Origin of the sequence: Leucobacter sp. UT-8R-CII-1-4, assembly GCF_030010235.1 — a bacterium.
In the GTDB taxonomy this organism is placed as follows: domain Bacteria; phylum Actinomycetota; class Actinomycetes; order Actinomycetales; family Microbacteriaceae; genus Leucobacter.
This window is the reverse complement of record NZ_JASCRS010000001.1, coordinates 908,941-927,326: the sequence shown is the minus strand read 5'-3', so window position 1 is coordinate 927,326 and position 18,386 is coordinate 908,941. Positions and strand designations below refer to the sequence as shown.

The window sequence follows — 18,386 nt, the reverse complement described above, 5'->3', positions numbered from 1 at the left end:
CCTCATAGAGGAGAAACCGAAATGAAAGCTGCAGTATTTGAAGAGGGTCGTTCTGACCTGGTCATTCAAGACGTTGAAGTTGGTGCCGTTGGCCCGAACGAGGTACTGATTCGTACAGTCGCTGCTGGTCTTTGCCATAGCGATCTGAACCACCTCAATGGCGTCTTTGACATTCCTCGCCCCTCGGTGCTCGGCCACGAGTCGGCTGGTGTGGTGCTTGAAGTTGGCAGCGAAGTTGTCGATTTTGAGCCGGGGGATCACGTCATCACCTGCCTCGCAACATTTTGCGGGCACTGTGAGCGCTGCCTCGCCGGGCGCTCATATCTGTGCGAAAGCCCGATGAGTTTGCGTGATCCCAGCGATGCCCCTCGCCTGAGTCGTGACGGCCAAGAGATGCACCAGTTCTTGAACGTCTCAAGCTTTGCTGAAATGTTGCTGGTGCATGAGCGGGCGGTCGTGCGAATTGATAAGCGGATGCCGCTCGATCTGGCAGCACTGATCGGGTGCGGAGTAACTACGGGGCTTGGAGCCGTGTTCAATAAGGCGAAGGTGCAGCCTGGGCAATCTGTGGTGGTCCTTGGCTGCGGCGGAATCGGCTTGAGTGCGATTCAGGGGGCCCGGATCGCCGGCGCTTCAGAGATCATCGCGGTTGACCTCAACGCCGACAAATTAGGTGTCGCGAAGACGCTCGGTGCGACCGCCACTCTCGCACCAGACCCCGACCGTGACTTGGCCGAGCAGATCAAAGAGCTTGCAAAGGGTGAAATCGATCACGCGCTCGAAGCCGTTGGAGTCGCTTCAACCGCAACCGCCGCGCTTGAGTGCCTTGGCGTCGGGGGTGTAGCAACCATTATTGGTCTGATGCCTGCCGGTCGCACCTTCCCTGTGCAGGGGCGCTTGCTGCTTGACGACCGCCGGATTCAGGGTGCCTACATGGGAGCGCAGAACTTCCGTCTGGCAATGCCTCGCTACGTTGAGATGTATCTTGACGGTCGTCTCCTGCTTGAAGAGATGGTGAGCTCGCGTATCGAGCTTGAAGATGTGAATATCGGGTTCGATTCGATGCGTAAGGGTGAAGCTCTTCGCGATCTGATCATTTTCGATCAGCAGAACTAGCGCAAACACTAAAGGCCCCGTCCAACTGGACGGGGCCTTTAGTGTTTGCCGGTTTAGAGGTCGTCGAACATGTGGCCCATGTTTGACCAGACCTGCTTGCGGGTCGAGCGGATCCACGCGGCAAGAGCGAGTCCGACCAGGAGAATGCCAACACCAACCCACGGCACAATGCGGGTTGCGAACGGAATCTCAGCACCTGGCTCCGACGGTACGAACGCGAAGTACAGGCCGCCAATGATCGCCACGATTGAGAACACCGCTGCAGCGGCGCCGGCGAAGACGAACTTCGGTGCCCGGTTGCGAATGCCGTGCAGGATCGCGGTGAAGCCGAGCATGACGTACACAAAAATGACGACTGGGGTGCCGTAATTCAGCAGGAGCGAGAACGCGTACTGGCCACCCGTGGTGTGGTCGTCAATGCCGCCGACAAGCGCCACCTGTGCGTCGTAGGGGGTGAGTAGCACTGGGCCACCAATCAGCAGCACAATCAAGATGATGACGAGCAGCATCGAGTTCCAGGGAGTGTTCCAGCGCGAGTGCAGCCGGCCGAGACCCGAAGGCAGTACGCCCTCGCGTCCCATCGCGAACAACACTCGCGAGGTTGCCGTGTGCAAGCCAAGTGCACAGAACAGGCTTGCGCCGGCCGCTGAGGCGAGCACGAGTGCCGAGCTGAGCGTGTTCGGGGCAACGGCGGCAAGACCGGTGGCAGCGAGCGGCCAGTCGGTTGCTGCCTGTTCTACGCCAAAGCCGATTGCGGTGGCGATGGTTACGATCAGGTAGAAGAGGCCCGCAATGATGACCGAACCAATCACCGCACGCGGAATATTGCGCTTTGCATCTTTGGTCTCTTCTGAGAGCGACGCAGATGACTCAGAACCAACGAAGGAAAGCATGGCAAATCCCATGCCGAAGAACACGCCCATCCAAGGTACGCCTGCAGCTGGCGGCCAGAATACTGAGAAGTCGAAGTGGCTGCCTGCTGAAGCGATTGGTGTGGTGCCATCGACCACGCTTACAGCTGGCGTGCCAATGCCGATCACAATGAACGAAACAGTCAACATGATCGCCATGCTTACGAGCAGGAAGATCAACTGATTTCGGGTTGAGACTGCCACGTTGAAGAAGTTCAACATCGCAATGATGCCAATGCCGATCAGCGTGAACCAGTACCAGGCAACTGCGCCGCCAAAGAGTAGTTCAACCAGCGTTGACATGAAAAAGCCGAAGCCTGCGAGCACGCCACTTGCGAAGAGCAGGTATGCAGCGACATAGGCCCAACCGCCAACAAAACCGGTGGTGCGGCTACCTCCCTTGCTGAGATAGGTGTACATCGATCCCGATGAAGAGATCGTTTTTGCGAAAAGCGCCACAACCGTGCCAACACACAGCATGCCGACCGCGCCGAGCAAGAAGGAGAGCGGCGTTGCCCCACCTGCCTTGATCGCAGCTTGGTAGGTAATGAACGCCCCCGACATTGCGGGCGCCATGACCGAAAGGCTCTGCGCGATGACATCCTTGAGGCCGAGTTTCTTTTGAAACTCTTGCACAGGAGGTGACTTCATTGTCGTCATTTCTACATCCTCGTTTCAAGACAATATCCACCCCGAAGGGTGCGATCTGTTCCACAGATTACGGACACTGTATTTGGGCTGAGAAAATAGGGCAAGGAATTTGCCTCGACAGGATCGAAGTGTGGAGATCCTTGATAGCGTATGGATAAATTGACCATATTAAGGGCTTGCCATTTAGTGAAAAGTGCGATTGCAGCACTCATCGAACGCCGCATGCGGGGCCGCGATCCAGCGTTTCGAACATCAAAATCGCACGCTAAAAGACTTCTTGTCGAAGCAATCTGGCCGCAAGTAAAACCTCAGGCCAGTGGCTTTCCTGCCAGAGGTCTTCTTCAAGCAAACCAGAGACACGAGCCAGCCGCTGTCGCAGCGTATTGCGGTGAATGAACAGGGCCTCAGCAGCATTGACGACCGAGCCTCCGTGCAGCGCAAACGTTTCAATGGTCTCGACCAATTGTGTGCCGTGCTGCTGGTCATACTGCAGCAACGGGCTGAGCACCTCGCAGTACCGCTGCACGCCAGAGCTCAACTCATAGACCAAACGAGGCAGATCGCGCACCGCCCGAATCGAATCAAAATCCATCAATTGCGGGGCCTTGCGCGTCGACGAGAAGCTCGCCCAGGCGAGCGCCGCCCGCGCCTGAATGAAAGAGTTCCGAATGCTATTGCTGCGAATCGTGCTTTGACCAATGCCAATGTCGGCGCTCATGCCGATGGTCTGTTCGAGTCTTGCGAGCCACTGGTTTACCCGATTGCGCGCAGAAGACTCTGGTGCGCTCTGGTCCACTTGCAGCAACAGCACCACCAGGGTGCCAGATTGGGCAAGCAGAGTCTCAGGGCCAAGCTCGCTCAGCACTGTTTCTTGCACAAAACGGCCGAAGGTTTCAACGTCTGAACCCAGACGCTTTACCTGCACCAGCACCGGAACAAAGCCGTTGCCCTTCCAGCCGAGGTAACGCAAACTTTCGAGCATCTGATCTTCGCGATCCGAAGCGAGCAGCGACATCATCTGCGCAGCCCGGTTCGGGGCGACCCCAATGTTCTCAATCAGCACACCGACCTGAGTGGCCAACATGTTCAGCCGATCGGTCTCTTCTTTCGTGAATTTACGTGATCGAAAGCAAGTAAGCACACCGTGCGAGATTCCGTAGCCGAGTGAAGCCGAGATCTGGTCAAACCCCTTGCTCTCGTAACGTTTCTCAACATCACGAGCCTGATGCTTCGAGTGGCTGAGCCATACCTTCGGATGCTCTGGATCGCCGAGCCGCTCGGCCACGGCGATCGGCTCAGTGGCCATCGAAAGCCAGCCGACATAGTCAATAATGCAGGCATCAGCGTCGAGCAGCGAAAGAATGCGTCGCGTGCACTCTTGGGCCGCGGCCGGAAACGATACCCCAGAAAGTGGAGGCAGATCGATGAGAAAGCGGGCGGTCGCAGATTGCAGTTCGAGCTCGCGCACCGTTCGCGCTCGCTTCAAACCGCTCGCAAGCAGCAGACCCACCTCTTCTGCGATCGCCAGCTCATCATTGCCAAAAGTATTCGGCTCGGTGGAATACATGGCGAATACGCCATAGAGGGCTTCATCGTCATAAATAGGGGCGGTGAGCACCGCAGAGAATTCACTCTCGTCAACGCCGTCAATGCCGAAGAATCTGGGATCCTCGTGAAAATTCTGGTTGATCATCACGGGCTTTCGGTGCAGTGCACTCCAGCCGGTGATTCCCTCGCCCAGGCGCATTTGAATGCCGTTGGCGAGAAACCCCTTATCCGCGTGTGTCATAGTGCGAAGCGCGAGGCGCTCCGATTCGGGGTCCCAAAAGTAGACAAAGACACTCATCTCGCCGGTTGCGCGTGCGACCAGGTTCACGGCGGCCTCAACGAGCTCAGCCGGCTCTTTTCCGAGAGTGAACACCCTCATCAATTCAGAGAGCACATCTGCTCGCCGCTGTGCGAACGCAACCTCTGCATGCTGCTGCGTGAGTTCGGGGGATTCCACGTGATCCTTCTTCCTCATCGTTGAGTCGTAGGCGGTGTGCATCTCATCGGTGCCACCCGCGGTGCAAGATCCGTGCTGGCCGATTCTGTGACCAGCACGGTTCAGCTGGTCGGTTGTTTCATACTAGTGGCCGGTGTTAGTACACGTCTTTCGCATATCGGCCAGCCGTGCGCAGGTCCTCTAGTGCGGATGCTCCAGAAGCCAGATCGTCGGGTGAGTTGGCAAGCACTTCGATCAGAGACTGCTCGACATCGTGCGCCATCCGGTTTTTATCTCCACAGATGTAGATGTGCGCCCCACGCTGTACCCAATCACGCACGAGCGAGGCCTCGGCTCGAATCTCGTGTTGCACATAGTGCTTTTCTGCCTGGTCGCGTGAAAAGGCGAGATTGAGTTTGTTGAGAGTGCCTGAGTCGAGCCAGCTCTGCATTTCGTTTCGGTACAACCAATCACACGAACGACGCTGATCACCGAAAAATAGCCAGGCATCATTATTGTTGCCGCGCGATTCGATCTCTTGCAAGAATCCACGGAACGGCGCAACGCCAACTCCTGGTCCGATCATAATGACGGGGGCATCATCTTCTGGCAAACCGAAGCCATGTGATCGTGCTCGCCGAACCGAGATTTCGTCTCCGACGCTTGCCTCGAGGTGTGATGTGCCGGTGCCAAGATGCTCGCGCCCGTCTGCGTCGTAGGAAATTGCAGAGACCGTGAGGGTCAGCTTGCTCGGGTCAAGAGCTGGAGTTGATGAAATCGAATACGAGCGGTCTTGAATGGGACGAAGTAGATCAACGATTGTTTGCAAATCGCCGCCGGCAAAGCCAAGCTCTGTGACAACGTTGAGCACATCTCGACCCCAGAGCCAGGCATCAATTGATTGGCGATCACCTGAATCAAGCAGATCGCGGATACGATCGGCGGCCTCTGAGGAAGCAATCTGCGCCAGCAGTGAATTGACGAGGCCGAGGTGGGGCAGCCGAATTTCAAGACGTTCGCGTAGCGCAGTTGCGACTGCAACCTCCTCGCCGTCGAGCGTTACCGTGCTGCTGTCAGGAAAAGCGCGAAGCCACTCATCAACGAGAACCTTCGAATTGTACGGTGCCAGATCAAGCGAGTCACCCGGTTCATATTCGAAATCACTTGGCAGCTCAAGTTCGTAGTGCAGGACCCGTTTTTCGGAGTCTGCTTCAGTGAGGCAATGTACGGCAGAGACTTTTGCGCGGTGCCACGGCTCGGGCGTAGTGCTGAACTGCTTCGCCGACTCGGTATCAACAGCAGTCACCTGTTCAGGCTGCCAGGGAGCAACTTCTGCCGCTGCGGCGAGCATCTTTTTGATCCAGGAGGTCGAAGTGAGGTCGTAATCGACATCGCACTCAACATGCTCGATCCAGGGCACGGCGCCCAGCTCACCGAATCGGGCAAAAAAGTCATTGCCGGCCTTGCAGAAGTCGTCATACATCGAGTCGCCAATGGCGAGCACGGTGTAGGGCAGGCCCTGGTACTGGCCGTCATCGCAGCTCTGCAACCAGGTCCAAAAGCTTTCTGCGTTGTCTGGCATGTGGCCGTCGTCATGTGTTGAGGTCACAATCAGCAGGCGTTGCCAGAACAGATTGCCCTCTTGGAGAGCATCTTCGAGCGAGAGCAGCTCCGATTGCAATCCGTTCTTGCCTGCCGCCTCTGAGATGTTGTATGCGAGGAACTCCGCATTTCCGGTTTGGCTGCCGTAAAGGATCGTGAGATCAGCCTGAGATAGCGAGTTCATCTTTCCCTATCGTTCGTGCACGGTGTCGTAGTGCGGCCAAAAAGCGTGACGACGATTCGGGGGATCGGAACGTCAGCGGGCCGAGGTGCTTCCCACTCTCGGGGAAAGCCGCGCGGAAGACGCGTGCAAACGGTACGCAACGATCCGTGAAGGTGTACAAAATGCACACATTGATGCTTCAGCGAATCTGTTGTGATGTGAGCGCACCGAGCTGCCATGCTGGTGCTTGGCGCAAGGATGCACCGATCTTCTTGCGCACGGATGATTACCTCAACCGCGACTCACAATGAGACCCCGGTTGACCAAGGAAGGACGCAAGTTGAACCACTCTTCAGTAACCTCGCCAGGGCGGCCGCGAGTGCTCGTGCTGCAGCCAGATCGCGAATGTGGACCAGCGCGATTTTCGAGCTGGTCTGAAGCTGCAGGAATCGAACTTGATGTGCGCAACGCCGACACCGCAAGCGAGGTACCTGAGACGCTCGAAGGCTTCGACGGGCTTATTGTTCTTGGTGGTGATATGGGCGACGGCGATACAGCGCAATACCCCTGGCTTGAAGACTTACGAGAGCGGCTACGAGAGGCGCAGGATCGCGAACTGCCAACCCTCGGCATTTGTCTGGGCGCGCAATTACTCGCCTCGGCGCTTGGCGGAGAGGTGCAACTTGGCGCAGACGGCCTTGAAACGGGAGTGGTCAGGCTGGAGCTTGAGGAGGCCGCCGCAGACGATCCGCTCCTGAACGGAATCTCCGAAGTGTTCTACACCGGCGCCATGCACAATGACGCGATCACCAGATTGCCAGCCGGTGCCACTCTGCTAGCCACCGGCGAACGCTACCCCCACCAGGCCTATCGGATTGGTTCGGCCTGGGGCGTACAGTTTCACCCTGAGATTGGCCCGCAAGAATACGAAGACTGGGGCCCGGCGATCTGCAAAGAACGCGCGAATTTCGAAGAAGAATTTGCCGCCACTGCCGCAGAATTCAGGCGGATCGATCAGCTCGTTGAGATCGAGTGTAAACGCCTCGCGCAAAACTTTTTCCACGTCGTTCGCGACGCCGCAGGGCTGGGCGATCCAGACGCAACAAACAAGCCCTAAGGTGCTCGACGCACCTCTCGCCGCCGAGCTGTGTACGAAGTGCACATATCGCTCTTTGCGCGTATCAATACCGTAGTCCCTACATCTACCGCCACAAGAAAGGCAACACCTCTGATGAACAATGGAGTTCGTGGGTACGACCCTTCAACCGACCTCAGGACCTATTTCGAAGAGAACGGGATCAAGGTCGTGAAGGTCGGCGCACCCGACATGGAAGGCATCTGGCGCGGCAAGCGCATCATGGCCGAGTTCTTCCTGAAGACCGTTGCCACAGAAGGCAGCCACTTTAGTGATCTGCTCTTCGGTTGGGATGTGCAGGGCGAGCCAATTCTCGGCCTGAAGCACACCGGACCGCACACCGGTTTTCCGGATATGGCACTCGTGCCCGACCTGACTACCTTGCATGTCGTGCCAGGTGAACCGGGTGTCGCAGCTGTGATTTGTGACGCATTCAGCCTCGACGGTGACCCAATCGAATTGGCTCCCCGTGAGATTCTGCGCCGCATGGTGCAGCGCGCCGAAGATGCCGGCTACCGGCCACTGTGCGCATACGAGTTTGAGTTCTATCTTTTCGAGGGCAGCCCACGCGAACTCGCTCGCAACGGCTACCGCGACCTGGTACCGATCAACGAGGGTGTCTACGCTTACAGCATTTGCCGCGACAGCGGAACCGACTGGTTGATTGGCGACATTCGTGACCGCCTCGCCGAGATCGGCGTGTTCATTGAAGCCAGCAACAGCGAATATGGCCCCGGTCAATTCGAGGTCAATATTCACTACGGTGATGCGCTCGCCGCAGCCGATAGTGCATTGCTGCTGAAGAACACGGTCAAGGAAGTTGCGGCTGAGCACGGCTACACCGCTTCGTTCATGGCAAAGATCAAGACCGAAGACGCTGGAAACTCGGGCCATGTGCACATGAGCATGCACGCGCTCGACCGGAGCGAGGCCTACTTCGCGAACCCGGAAGATCCACACGCACTTAGCGAACTCGGCATGAACTTCATGGCCGGCGTTCTCGACCATGCCCACGAGCTGACTGCCCTGTACCTGCCCACACCAAACGCGTTCAAGCGCGTTGAGGGCGGTCAGTTCGCTGGTTCGAACACCTCGTGGGGTGTCGACAACCGCACCGTTGCGGTGCGTTCCATTCCCTCAAGCGGGCCTGCAGCTCGGGTCGAGAACCGCATCGCTGGAGCCGATGCCAACCCGTACCTGGTGCTCGCAGCGACCATCGCGAGTGGGCTTGAGGGCATTCAAAAGAAGAGTGACCCAGGCACCGCGATCATTGGCAACGCTTACGAACTCGATTGCGATGAGTCTCGCCGCCTGCCAAACACTCTCGACAAGGCGGTAGACCTATTTGCCAAGAGCGAGATGGCAAAGAAGTACTTCGGTGAAGACTTCGTCGAGCACTACGCGCAGATGCGCCGTTGGGAAGCTCACCAGGCGCGTATCGCCGTGACCCAGTGGGACGTCGAGCGCTATCTCGAGCGTATGTAAATCCCGCTCTCGCAAATCATTAGCCGGAACAGTGCCCGCAGCTACACGGCAAAGCGCACAACCGGAAACGAAGAAAAGGAATGGATCAATGGCGAAAACCAAAGAAGACCTGAACGAATTTAGTTACCACGGGGATCACCTCGACGACATCTTCGAAGACTACGAAGTGATGGTGAACGAATGCCCGGTTGGTCGCAGTAACAAGTACGGCGGATTCACTTTCTTGGCGAAGAGCGAAGACATTTTTGCTGCCGAGCAAGACCCAGAGACCTTCTCGGTCACCCCGACCATGCTGCTGCCAGACCTGGGCATCGATTTTCCAATGGTGCCGATCGACCTTGATCCGCCAGAGCACACCGCATACCGCAAGATCTTGCTGCCACTGTTCACCCCGATGAACATCGCCAAGCTTGAACCGGGCATGGTCGACACAGCGCGCGAACTTGCCGACGAGGTGCTCGCAGAAGCAGAGAAGAACGGCGGCATTGCCGACCTTTCGAAGCTGTACGCGCGCCCAATGCCAACGATCATTTTCAGTCGCCTTTGCGGGTACCCGGAGGCAGACTGGCCCAAATTTGACCAGTGGGTGGATGACATCCTTTACGAACGCACAGAGCACCCAGAGGTGGCCCGTGCAGCCAGTGATGCAGTGATCAAGTACTTCGAAGAAATGATCACGGCTCGTAAGGCTGAGGGCGGCGAATACAACGATCTGATGGACAAGATCATCAACTCCAAGATCGATGGACGCGAACTCACCCTCGAAGAAATGGTGTCTTACAGCTACCTGCTTTTTGTTGCCGGTCTCGACACCACTGCATGGGGACTGCGCGCCTCTCTCTGGTACCTCGCCAAGAATCCAAAGGCACAGCAGCAGTTGCGCGAGAACCCGGATGAGGTTCCTGCGGCCGTTGAAGAATTCTTGCGCACAATGTCGCCAGTGCAGGCCATGGCACGTCGCTGCACGCGAGACACAGTGGTGCAGGGCCAGGAGATCAAAGAAGGCGAGCGGGTTGTGCTGGTATTCGGCGCAGGCAACCGCGACCCAGAAATCTTTGAAGATCCACATGAGATCAAGATCGATCGCGAAGACAACCGCCACCTCGCCTTCGGTGGTGGCGTGCACCGCTGCCTCGGCTCGAACCTCGCTCGCAAGGAACTCGTGATTGGTTTGCAGGAATTCCTCGCCAAGGTGCCGTCGTTTGAGTCGCACGGTGGCGAGGTTTGGCACGGTGTCGGTCCACTCACTGTTCGCATCGGAAAGGAGTGATCGGCATGGCAAAGGAACTCGCTATTGATCTCAGTCGATGCCAGGGGCATGCCCGTTGCTGGGCATTCGCGCCAGAAGCATTCGGTATCGACGACGAGGGCTACAGCTACGTGCTACCCGGAGCAGAAGGCCTCGTCGACAACGAAAACGTGCGGAAGGCAATTAAGAATTGCCCAGAGCGCGCCATCATCATTCGCGACGGCGATGGGGTAGAGGGGGCACCGTGATCCCGGACCACTGCGAACTCGTGGTGGTGGGCGCCTCAGTTGCGGCTGAGGCGCTTGTCGCCAGACTCCGCGAACTCGGCCACGGCGGCGACATTCTTGTCGTAGACCGCGATCCGCGGATGCCCTACGAACGCCCACCACTGTCGAAGCTGTATCTGACGCGGCCAGAGGATACCGACATTACTGTCGAGTGGGATGCAAATACACCGGTGATGGCGGCCGAGGCTGTCTCGTTGCAGACGAGTGAAAAGCGTCTTGAGTTGCGGGCCAATGGCGCCAGCGAGACACAATTTGTTCGCTATGACACCCTGGTAATCGCCACCGGCGCAACACCGATTCGGTTGCCAATTGAGCCAGACGGGGTGCTGCGTCTGCGCACCGCAGATGACTCTGCCAAGATCCGCTCGGCTGCGCAATCTGGTTGCCGCGTCGGCATCATCGGTGCGGGTGCCATTGGTGCAGAGCTTGCTACATCGCTTCGACAAAATGGTGCAGAAGTAGTGTTGATGGACAAAGCAGACCGCCCGCTTGAGCGGCTGCTTGTCGGTCACCTCGCTGCTGACGTCACCTCCTGGCTGCAAGCCGTGGGTATCGATTGTCGCTGGGGCGTAGATATTCAGCGCATCGCTGGATCCCCCGGCGATTGGACGGTGGTACTCGGTGACGGGAGCGTGCTCGCTTTCGATGCTCTCGTGAGTGCGGTCGGTGCTCGCCCGATCACCGAATGGTTGAGCGAGAGCGGTTTGCTCACCGAGGGTCAGTTGCTCTGCAATGCCTACGGCAATGTGATCACTGAAGCCGGTGCGGTGGAGGGCATCTATGGCATTGGCGATGTGGTGACGAGACAGTTGCCCTCGGGGGAACGCGTACGGACCGAAAGCTGGACCGCAGCTGCGGAACACGGTTCACGTCTTGCCGATCTCTTGATGTCACGGCCAATGCTTGAACCAGAAATCTCCTACTTCTGGACAGACGTTGCCGGTCGCAAAGTACAGGTGCTCGGCTCGCTCCATCGAGACGGTGCCATTGAAGTTGAATTTGAAAATCCGGCCCGCGGCGCAATCGTCTATCGGGTGACCGGTAGCGACGGTAGCGAAGGCTGGATCGGCGTGAACGCTCAGCCCAAGATCGCAATGTTGCGTATGGCGAGAGAGAAAGGAACACCATGACCCGGAATTCACCGCCAATTGTGCGTCAGCGTTCATACATTGACGGGGCTTGGGTTGAGATTCAAGACAGCGGGCGTCCGCTGTGCGATCCCAATACAGGTGAGGTACGTCAGCAGAAGCTGACCACTTCGCCCGAAGACATCGAACGTGCGCTCGCTGCAGCTCATCGCTTCGATCAGACGGGCGCGATCAGGGAGTTCCCACTCGCAGCGCGAGCGGCAATGCTTCGCGATTTTGCGAACACCCTTGATCGCAGACAAGATGAGATCGCTCTGCAAGACTCGATCAATACGGGCTGCCCGATTCGTACTGCGCGTATCGTTGCCTCGTCGCTCGGTGACCGGGTGCGTTCGGCGATCCAGGAAGCACTTGACCTTGGCGAGTCAGTCGATTTGGGCACCGCAGAACACCCGGTGAAACTGCTGCGCAGACCACTCGGTCCAGCTGTCATTATTGCGCCTTGGAACGTGCCCTCGTTTACTTCTTCTGGCAAGGTCGCTGCCGCACTGCTCGCTGGTTGCCCGGTGTTGCTGAAACCCTCAGAGAACACCCCAAGCGGTGTGCAGCTCATTTCAGAGATGCTGGTTTCCGCAATCGAATCGCACGGAATGCCACGCGGCTATTTCCAACTGATTCAGGGCGGATCTTCGATCGGCACTCTGCTCACGGGTGACCGCAGAATCGCCTCATTGGTCTTTACTGGTGGTGTTGAAACCGGGCGTTCTGTCGCGATGAGCGCTGCTTCTGCGCTCGCCGTGATGCAGATGGAACTCGGCTCAAATAATCCGGCCATCGTTCGTGCCGATGCAGATGTGGCCCACACTGCGGCCTCACTTGTGCAGGGCACCACCCGCATTAACGGGCAGTGGTGTGAAGCACCCGGAAAGATTCTGGTGCATGAAAGTCTGCACGACGATCTGGCCGAGGCGATCAGGCTCGAATTTGCGAGCCTGCGCATCGGTGATTCACTCGATGAAGAGACCCAGCTCGGGCCGCTCGCGTTCGAACGCCATCGGGACGCGCTACGCGATGAAGTTGCAAGGTTGCAGCAATTGGGTGGCCGACTCTTGGGCGCTGAAGAGCTGCCGACGCTTGGCGGCTGGTTCTTGAACCCGGGAGTTGTGGTTGGAGTTGCAGCTGAAGAGGCAACTACCGAATTGTTTGGGCCGCTTCTGACCATGCACTCCTACAGTGACGAAGAAGTTGCTCTGCAACAGGCAAACGCACCAAGCGGCGGTCTGGACGCCTTCGTTTTCAGTGCCGACACCGAGGCTGCGATGACTCTTGCGAGTCGGGTTCGGGCCGGTGAAGTTCGTATCAACGGCACCTTCATGTCTGACCTCGCCGACGGTTCGCAGCAGACCTTCTGGGGCAGCAGCGGTATCGGCGGGCACGGCCTGCAGCACGGTGTGCGTTTCTTCACGGGGGACCGGGTGGTTGGCGTTGATAAGGGGAATTTCGCCTTGTAAACGCAAGAACCGCGTGTGTTCCGAATAGTTGGGGGTTCGGAACACACGCGGTCGGGGGTGGGGCACTGGCAGCTGGGAAGCGGCCAGTGCCCCTTCTCTGGTTTGGGGCCAGAGAGTTTAGTGACGCAGGACTACGCCAGGTGCTGGCGTCGGCGTGCGATCAGGGCAGCTGATCCAGCGGCAACGAGCAGTGTCGCTACACCGCCGAGCAGCCACGGCACGCTCGCGCCAGTGTTGACGAGACCAGCTGGTGCTGCTTCGGTGAAGCCGTGCCAGTCGTCCTGGTCGTCGACCTCGATGCCGGTGTGCACGCCAACGGCTGTCACTGTGGCGCGGTCACTGTGTTTCTGGCCAGCTGCGAGTGCTGGCAGGGTGCCGGTGCACGAGAACTGCTCGCCGATCACAAATGGGCCTGCCCATTCGGTGCCGGTTGAGTCGTCAGGGAAGGTGCATACAAGATCTTCGATCTCGCCCTTGCCGTCGACGAGTTTGTCGCTCACGACCACATTGATGAGGTCTTCGCGGCCATCGTTCGAGACCGTGAAGTTCAGTTCTTGCTTCTTTCCGGCATCGAGCTTCTTGCCAGGTGCCGCATCAAAGTCGCCCTTGAAGCCGTCGTTGGTGATTGCGCCGCTAGCGTCGTACTCGGGAGTTTCGCCCTCGTCGTTCCATTTTTCAATGTCAATGCTTGGGTCGCCGACCGGGGTGATGACAGCGTCTGAGCCGGCAATCGTATTCACGATCGGAGCCGAAGCGTCGTTCGCGCTCACCGCGAAGTAGGTCACGATTCGGCCCTGGTTTGAATCCAGGGAGGTGCCGTCTGCCTGCTGAATGGTGACCACGCCGTCTGCGTAGCTTGCGACGATGTTGCCCTTCATGTCGACCGCATCGCTACTCAGGCTATTCAGATCTGGCACGCCATTCTGATCGAGCCCAACGAAGCCGAGAAACTCGGTCGAAGCTGGCAGCACATCTTCACGGGTAAAAACGCTCACTGGGAATGCGCGACCGTATTCGCCACGTGGGATCAGTTCAATCGAGTAGACAAATCGCTCATTTACGAATTTGCCATCTTCGATGGTTGCGTTCAGCGCTGCAGTCCACTCGCCGGTCGACTCGTTGAACAGTCGTTTGCGCAGTTCGGCTTCGTCTCCGTAAGAGGTGGCCTCAGAATCGTCATCGCTCCAGTAGTCCCAATCGGCGTCTGTGCTGTGCAGTGTTGCCCGGTTGTAGATTTCGAAGGTCTGTTTGCCAGTGAAAGGAACGGTTGTGAACTCAATGTCGATGATCCACTTCTGCTTCTTTGGCAGATCTTTCACCAGGTCTTTTCCGGCCTTGCTGAGCTCGATGACAAGCTTGCCGTCGGCGTTCATGCTCAGTGCAAAGTGGCTCCGGTTCAGCGGCTGGCCGCCGTACGAACCGGATACCGGAATCGAATCGAGGTCAGAGACATCGAAGATTTCGGTGTTGAGATCATCGACGATGCTGCTCTTGAGCGGATCAACCTGTGGGTTTTCGGTGTTGATTTCGAAACGGTATGGCACCTTGGCGCTTTCGCCCGGCGCAACTCGCACCTCTGGGCTCAGTGCTGACTTGTTGAAGGTTGCCGAATCATTCACACCCTCGGTGTAGTCGTTTGGCAGCACGATGACATCGGCATTGTGGTCACGAGTCGTTGGATCGCCAGCGCGGTAGTGGAACTCAGCCCGGTTTGGCCAAGGGTACTTTGTGCCACCGACGACTGTTGTGTCGGTGTTTGCCGTGAGGCCAGCAACAGTATTGAGCTGTGCTTTTACCTTGATATCGATCTTGGTGGTGTTGTCGTCGCCGACATTAACTAGAAGGGTCTGGCCGTTGAGGGCGTAGTGGCCAACGTACTCGCTTGCGGCGAACTCGCTAACAGTGCCGGTGAAGCCCTTCGCCTCGGTGAGTGAAGCAAACGGTGCATCGCCACTGATGGTGATGAAGTCTGCGCCGCTCTGCCATGAGGCCTGATCGAGCAGGGTGTCTCGAATGACCACGTTCTGGGTGAGCGTGAAATTGGCGTTGCGGGCATCCCAAGGGGTGAGATCTGCGCGCAGAGTGTAAGTCATCTCGGCTGGCGGTTGCAGTGCACCCGATTTGTCAGCGACGACGCTGCGCAGTGTCCAGTTGCCGCTCTTTGCGAAGTTGTTGCCGACGCCGACGCCTGGAATGTTTCCGCGTACTCGCACGTTTGCGGTGCGCTCATGCTCGTCACCAAACACTGCAAGGTTTGGCAGCAGCACCTCGTAGTTGCCGGGTGCGTCGTTGCGCTTCTGCCACTGCTCTTTGAGCTTTGCTTCGAGCGCAGCCACATCGGTGACCTTTGCCTGGTAGGTGATGCGAAGGGTCGACTGTGCTGGCACGTCAACTGTGCCGGCGAAGGTGTTGCCGGTAACGTTTGGCTCGAACGCGAAGGGTGTGGTGCCCTCGATTGTGGTGAGCTCTGCGGCGAAAGACTCAGTTACGTAGCCCATTTCAGCTGAGAGTGCATCTGCGATCGAGTAGCTTTCGCGCTTGTCAGCCGAAGTCATTACCAGGGTGTAAGTGATGAGCTGGTCAGCGATTTCGGGCTTGAGCCCGGTGAAAGCGTAGTCAGGTGAGCCGCTTGTTGTGACAAAACCGTCAAGGTTTCCTGGCTGAGCTGACTTGCTGTATCCGTCGGCGATCACCTCTGGTGGGGTGACATCGTCGGCGATGATGATCATGACGCCACCCTCGTCGTCACCGATTTTCCAGGTGATTGGAGTCAGCGTTGGACCGTCTACCTCGCCGGCCACCAGCTGAATCGCAAATGCGCCCTCGGTGATGAGCTCAGGAATCGGGTTTTTGAAGGTGACGGTGAAGGTGCCATCGTCGTTCTGCACCGCTGATTCGATCGCATCATTTGTGGGCAGGCTTCCTGACACAGTGACGTGTTTTGGCAGCGTGAACGTGATTTGTTTGCCCGCGATTTCTTGCGCGGCGTCGTACTGTACGCGCACGGTGAGCTTGTCGCCTGGGCGCACCTCTGCGCCGCTGACGACCGAGCCGTTGTGCAGTACAGCGATTTCGATGCCTGCGGTGTCTGCGTGTGCGGCTGCGCCGGTAACGCTGACCAACCCAATGCTCATCGCAATCGTCGCTACGGCTGCGAGTACTCGCTTGGCGAGGCCGCTGCGACGTACTGGGGTCTCGGCCGAAGCGGCCGAATTTTCTAATAAGTGTTGTCGGCGCTGTGACGCCGAAAATGTTTGCTGCGCATCCCTACGCATATTCATCTTCACGATGGGTCTCCCTCGAAGCTTTCTTCACCCGTTAAAGAGGCCCGATTCCTGCGCTGGGAATAGGGGATTCTGAAACTCAGAAATCGGGCCCACTTACTAACACGGTGAAAATGTCGAAATCGTGACGCGGCTTTTGAGAAATCCTCAAAGATTTATGAATTGATGTGCGTAATTTGCGTTTCCCGCCCATACTGGGAGTTGGGGATTAGACGACTTGGGGAAGTCGTCTTACTGGCGCGCGGTCTACGCGAGCTGCTGGGCAGGAGTTGGGGAGGACTCTATGACCCATTTACAGGTGCGCCATGCGTCTGACAGTGAGCTGCTTCAGGCAAGCCGCGAAGATCATCCAGATGCCTATGGCGAGTTGTGGCGACGGCACTCCGGGGCAGGCCACACAGCTGCCAAGAGTCTCGCGCCTTCACTTGACCCGCAGGATCTCACTGCCGAAGCTTTCTTGAAGATTTTTCGAGCGCTGAAGGCAGGCAAGGGGCCGACCGGCGCCTTTCGGCCGTATCTCTACCAGGTGCAGCGCGCGCTGGCAGCTGACTGGCTTGCCGAACGCGATCCGCTGAGCAAATCTTCAAACGAGCCACTCGAATCGGTGCCCGACCTAGAGACACCGTGGCCGTGGGACGACCAAACGCTTGACGAAGACACCGCGGTGCAGGCGTTTTCGCGGCTCGAAGACCGCTGGCAGACTGTGCTCTGGTACACCGAAGTTGAGCAGATGCCACCGCGCAAGGTTGCAACCCTCATGGGTACATCGGCAAACGGTGTATCAAAACTCGCCGCCCGCGCCCGCGAGGGTCTTCGCACGGCCTGGCTTGACGCTCATCTCTCGAAGCGGCTCTTCTCGCCTGAGTGTGAAACACCACTGAAGAACCTGCGCAAAATGCAAGACGGCAAGCTCTCTCGCAGTATGCGGCTTGAGGTGCAGACACATCTTGACGAGTGTGCTGCGTGCCGTAATGCCACTGAAGAGCTCGCAAATGTGCGCCAGCGTATGGTCGCTGCAGTGCTGGTGCTGATCGTTGGTCCCGGTGCGACGACAGCGTTTGCTGCCTCGTTTTCGGCAGCCGCACCCGGTGCTGCTGCCGCCGCCGCTGGTGTCTTCTCTGGGGGAACAACACCCGCATTACAGGGGGGCATCACCCTTGCCAAGCGTGCTGGAAATGCGCTCAAAACGCCGGTGGGTGCGATTGCCGCGACCAGTGTGGTCGCGCTCACAGCGGCCGGAGCCTTCGCCTATTCGATGCAAACCGCGGCGCCAGAGCAAACCGAGCAAGGCACCGGGATCGAGCAGGCCATCGATAGCGACGACACTGCGACGGATTCTGCCACCCAAACCCGGAAACCACACGAGCCGGTAGTGAAAGAAGCCGAAGCTCCAGAGCCGAGCGACCAGCCAGAAGAAGCTACCAAGCCAAACCCAGTTGCGCCGATAGTCGTGCCGCCAGGGCCAGGGCCAGGGCCAGGGCCGGGGCCAGGACCAGGACCGGGGCCGGGCACCGACCCCGACGACGGCTACGACCACACGTTGAAGCCAAACTACCTTTGCTACTTTGAGCACGACGGGCCTGGCTCAATCAACATCTCGGGCACTGCCTCTGCGCAGGGTCTGCTGAAAGTGCGAATCACTCAGCCGCCATCGCACACGCCGGTTGAACTGATTGTGGCGCAAGGAGTTACCACCGGCACCGATGCCAGCGGCTGGTGGTTTACCGAATCACTCACCCCTCTCGAAAAGTGGCCTGGGCTGCTGCCCGGTGAGATTCGCGAGAGCAAGCTCGAGATTCAGTTGATCACCTCCGACGGTCGCCGTTCTCCGTGGAACACGATTGTGTTGCCAGAAACGGTGCCACCGATTGAGACCTGCACCTAGCCAGAAGGCCATAGTTGCAGGGATCGTGTGGGCGG

General features: G+C 58.1%; 12 protein-coding genes. 8 read left to right on the top strand and 4 right to left on the bottom strand.

The window, feature by feature from the left end; all coding sequences use genetic code 11:
- The first annotated feature begins 21 nt into the window (after nucleotides 1–21).
- The gene (locus tag QBL02_RS03995) at nucleotides 22–1,116 is read left to right on the top strand and encodes a Zn-dependent alcohol dehydrogenase (protein ID WP_282725062.1); all 1,095 of its coding nucleotides are present in this window, start codon (nucleotides 22–24) and stop codon (nucleotides 1,114–1,116) included.
- Between the two features lie 53 nt (nucleotides 1,117–1,169).
- On the opposite strand, the gene QBL02_RS03990 is transcribed toward QBL02_RS03995, so the two are convergent.
- The 3 genes from QBL02_RS03990 to QBL02_RS03980 form a co-directional block, all read right to left on the bottom strand.
- A complete protein-coding gene (locus tag QBL02_RS03990; RefSeq protein WP_282725061.1) occupies nucleotides 1,170–2,687 on the bottom strand; it encodes an APC family permease in 1,518 nt (505 codons plus the stop codon).
- Between the two features lie 256 nt (nucleotides 2,688–2,943).
- On the bottom strand, nucleotides 2,944–4,683 hold the full coding sequence (locus QBL02_RS03985) for a GAF domain-containing protein (protein ID WP_282725060.1): 1,740 nt from the start codon (nucleotides 4,681–4,683) through the stop codon (nucleotides 2,944–2,946).
- Nucleotides 4,684–4,819: 136 nt separating this feature from the next.
- The gene (locus QBL02_RS03980; RefSeq protein WP_282725059.1) at nucleotides 4,820–6,448 is read right to left on the bottom strand and encodes a sulfite reductase flavoprotein subunit alpha; all 1,629 of its coding nucleotides are present in this window, start codon (nucleotides 6,446–6,448) and stop codon (nucleotides 4,820–4,822) included.
- Nucleotides 6,449–6,767: 319 nt separating this feature from the next.
- Here QBL02_RS03980 and QBL02_RS03975 point away from each other — a divergent pair, with 319 nt between their 5' ends.
- From QBL02_RS03975 to QBL02_RS03950, 6 genes are all read left to right on the top strand, one after another.
- On the top strand, nucleotides 6,768–7,544 hold the full coding sequence (locus QBL02_RS03975) for a type 1 glutamine amidotransferase (protein ID WP_282725058.1): 777 nt from the start codon (nucleotides 6,768–6,770) through the stop codon (nucleotides 7,542–7,544).
- 114 nt (nucleotides 7,545–7,658) lie between these two features.
- Nucleotides 7,659–9,047 (top strand): glutamine synthetase family protein, encoded by a 1,389-nt coding sequence (locus QBL02_RS03970; protein WP_282725057.1) that lies wholly within the window; start codon nucleotides 7,659–7,661, stop codon nucleotides 9,045–9,047.
- Nucleotides 9,048–9,135: 88 nt separating this feature from the next.
- Nucleotides 9,136–10,317 (top strand): cytochrome P450, encoded by a 1,182-nt coding sequence (locus tag QBL02_RS03965; RefSeq protein WP_282725056.1) that lies wholly within the window; start codon nucleotides 9,136–9,138, stop codon nucleotides 10,315–10,317.
- Nucleotides 10,318–10,322: 5 nt separating this feature from the next.
- Complete coding sequence (locus tag QBL02_RS03960) at nucleotides 10,323–10,544, top strand: ferredoxin (protein ID WP_282725055.1); 222 nt, start codon at nucleotides 10,323–10,325, stop codon at nucleotides 10,542–10,544.
- The gene (locus QBL02_RS03955; RefSeq protein WP_282725054.1) at nucleotides 10,541–11,713 is read left to right on the top strand and encodes an FAD-dependent oxidoreductase; all 1,173 of its coding nucleotides are present in this window, start codon (nucleotides 10,541–10,543) and stop codon (nucleotides 11,711–11,713) included. The genes QBL02_RS03960 and QBL02_RS03955 overlap by 4 nt, the downstream gene beginning before the upstream one ends.
- On the top strand, nucleotides 11,710–13,182 hold the full coding sequence (locus QBL02_RS03950) for an aldehyde dehydrogenase (RefSeq protein ID WP_282725053.1): 1,473 nt from the start codon (nucleotides 11,710–11,712) through the stop codon (nucleotides 13,180–13,182). Before QBL02_RS03955 ends, QBL02_RS03950 begins: the two co-directional genes overlap by 4 nt.
- A gap of 131 nt (nucleotides 13,183–13,313) precedes the next feature.
- Here QBL02_RS03950 and QBL02_RS03945 read toward each other — a convergent pair whose 3' ends face one another.
- A complete protein-coding gene (locus QBL02_RS03945) occupies nucleotides 13,314–16,469 on the bottom strand; it encodes a hypothetical protein (protein ID WP_282725052.1) in 3,156 nt (1,051 codons plus the stop codon).
- A gap of 280 nt (nucleotides 16,470–16,749) precedes the next feature.
- Between QBL02_RS03945 and QBL02_RS03940 the strand changes: the two genes are divergently transcribed.
- Nucleotides 16,750–18,351: a sigma-70 family RNA polymerase sigma factor gene (locus QBL02_RS03940; RefSeq protein WP_282725051.1), complete on the top strand. Its 1,602-nt coding sequence runs from the start codon at nucleotides 16,750–16,752 to the stop codon at nucleotides 18,349–18,351.
- The last annotated feature ends 35 nt before the right edge of the window (nucleotides 18,352–18,386 follow it).

Excerpts from the sequence above, each read along its gene's own strand:
- QBL02_RS03960 (WP_282725055.1), top strand. The coding sequence starts at position 10,323 with ATGGCAAAGGAACTCGCTATTGATCTCAGTCGATGCCAGGGGCATGCC.
- QBL02_RS03970 (WP_282725057.1), top strand. The coding sequence starts at position 7,659 with ATGAACAATGGAGTTCGTGGGTACGACCCTTCAACCGACCTCAGGACC.
- QBL02_RS03995 (WP_282725062.1), top strand. The coding sequence starts at position 22 with ATGAAAGCTGCAGTATTTGAAGAGGGTCGTTCTGACCTGGTCATTCAA.
- QBL02_RS03980 (WP_282725059.1), bottom strand. The coding sequence starts at position 6,448 with ATGAACTCGCTATCTCAGGCTGATCTCACGATCCTTTACGGCAGCCAA.
- QBL02_RS03950 (WP_282725053.1), top strand. The coding sequence starts at position 11,710 with ATGACCCGGAATTCACCGCCAATTGTGCGTCAGCGTTCATACATTGAC.
- QBL02_RS03990 (WP_282725061.1), bottom strand. The coding sequence starts at position 2,687 with ATGACGACAATGAAGTCACCTCCTGTGCAAGAGTTTCAAAAGAAACTC.
- QBL02_RS03940 (WP_282725051.1), top strand. The coding sequence starts at position 16,750 with ATGACCCATTTACAGGTGCGCCATGCGTCTGACAGTGAGCTGCTTCAG.
- QBL02_RS03965 (WP_282725056.1), top strand. The coding sequence starts at position 9,136 with ATGGCGAAAACCAAAGAAGACCTGAACGAATTTAGTTACCACGGGGAT.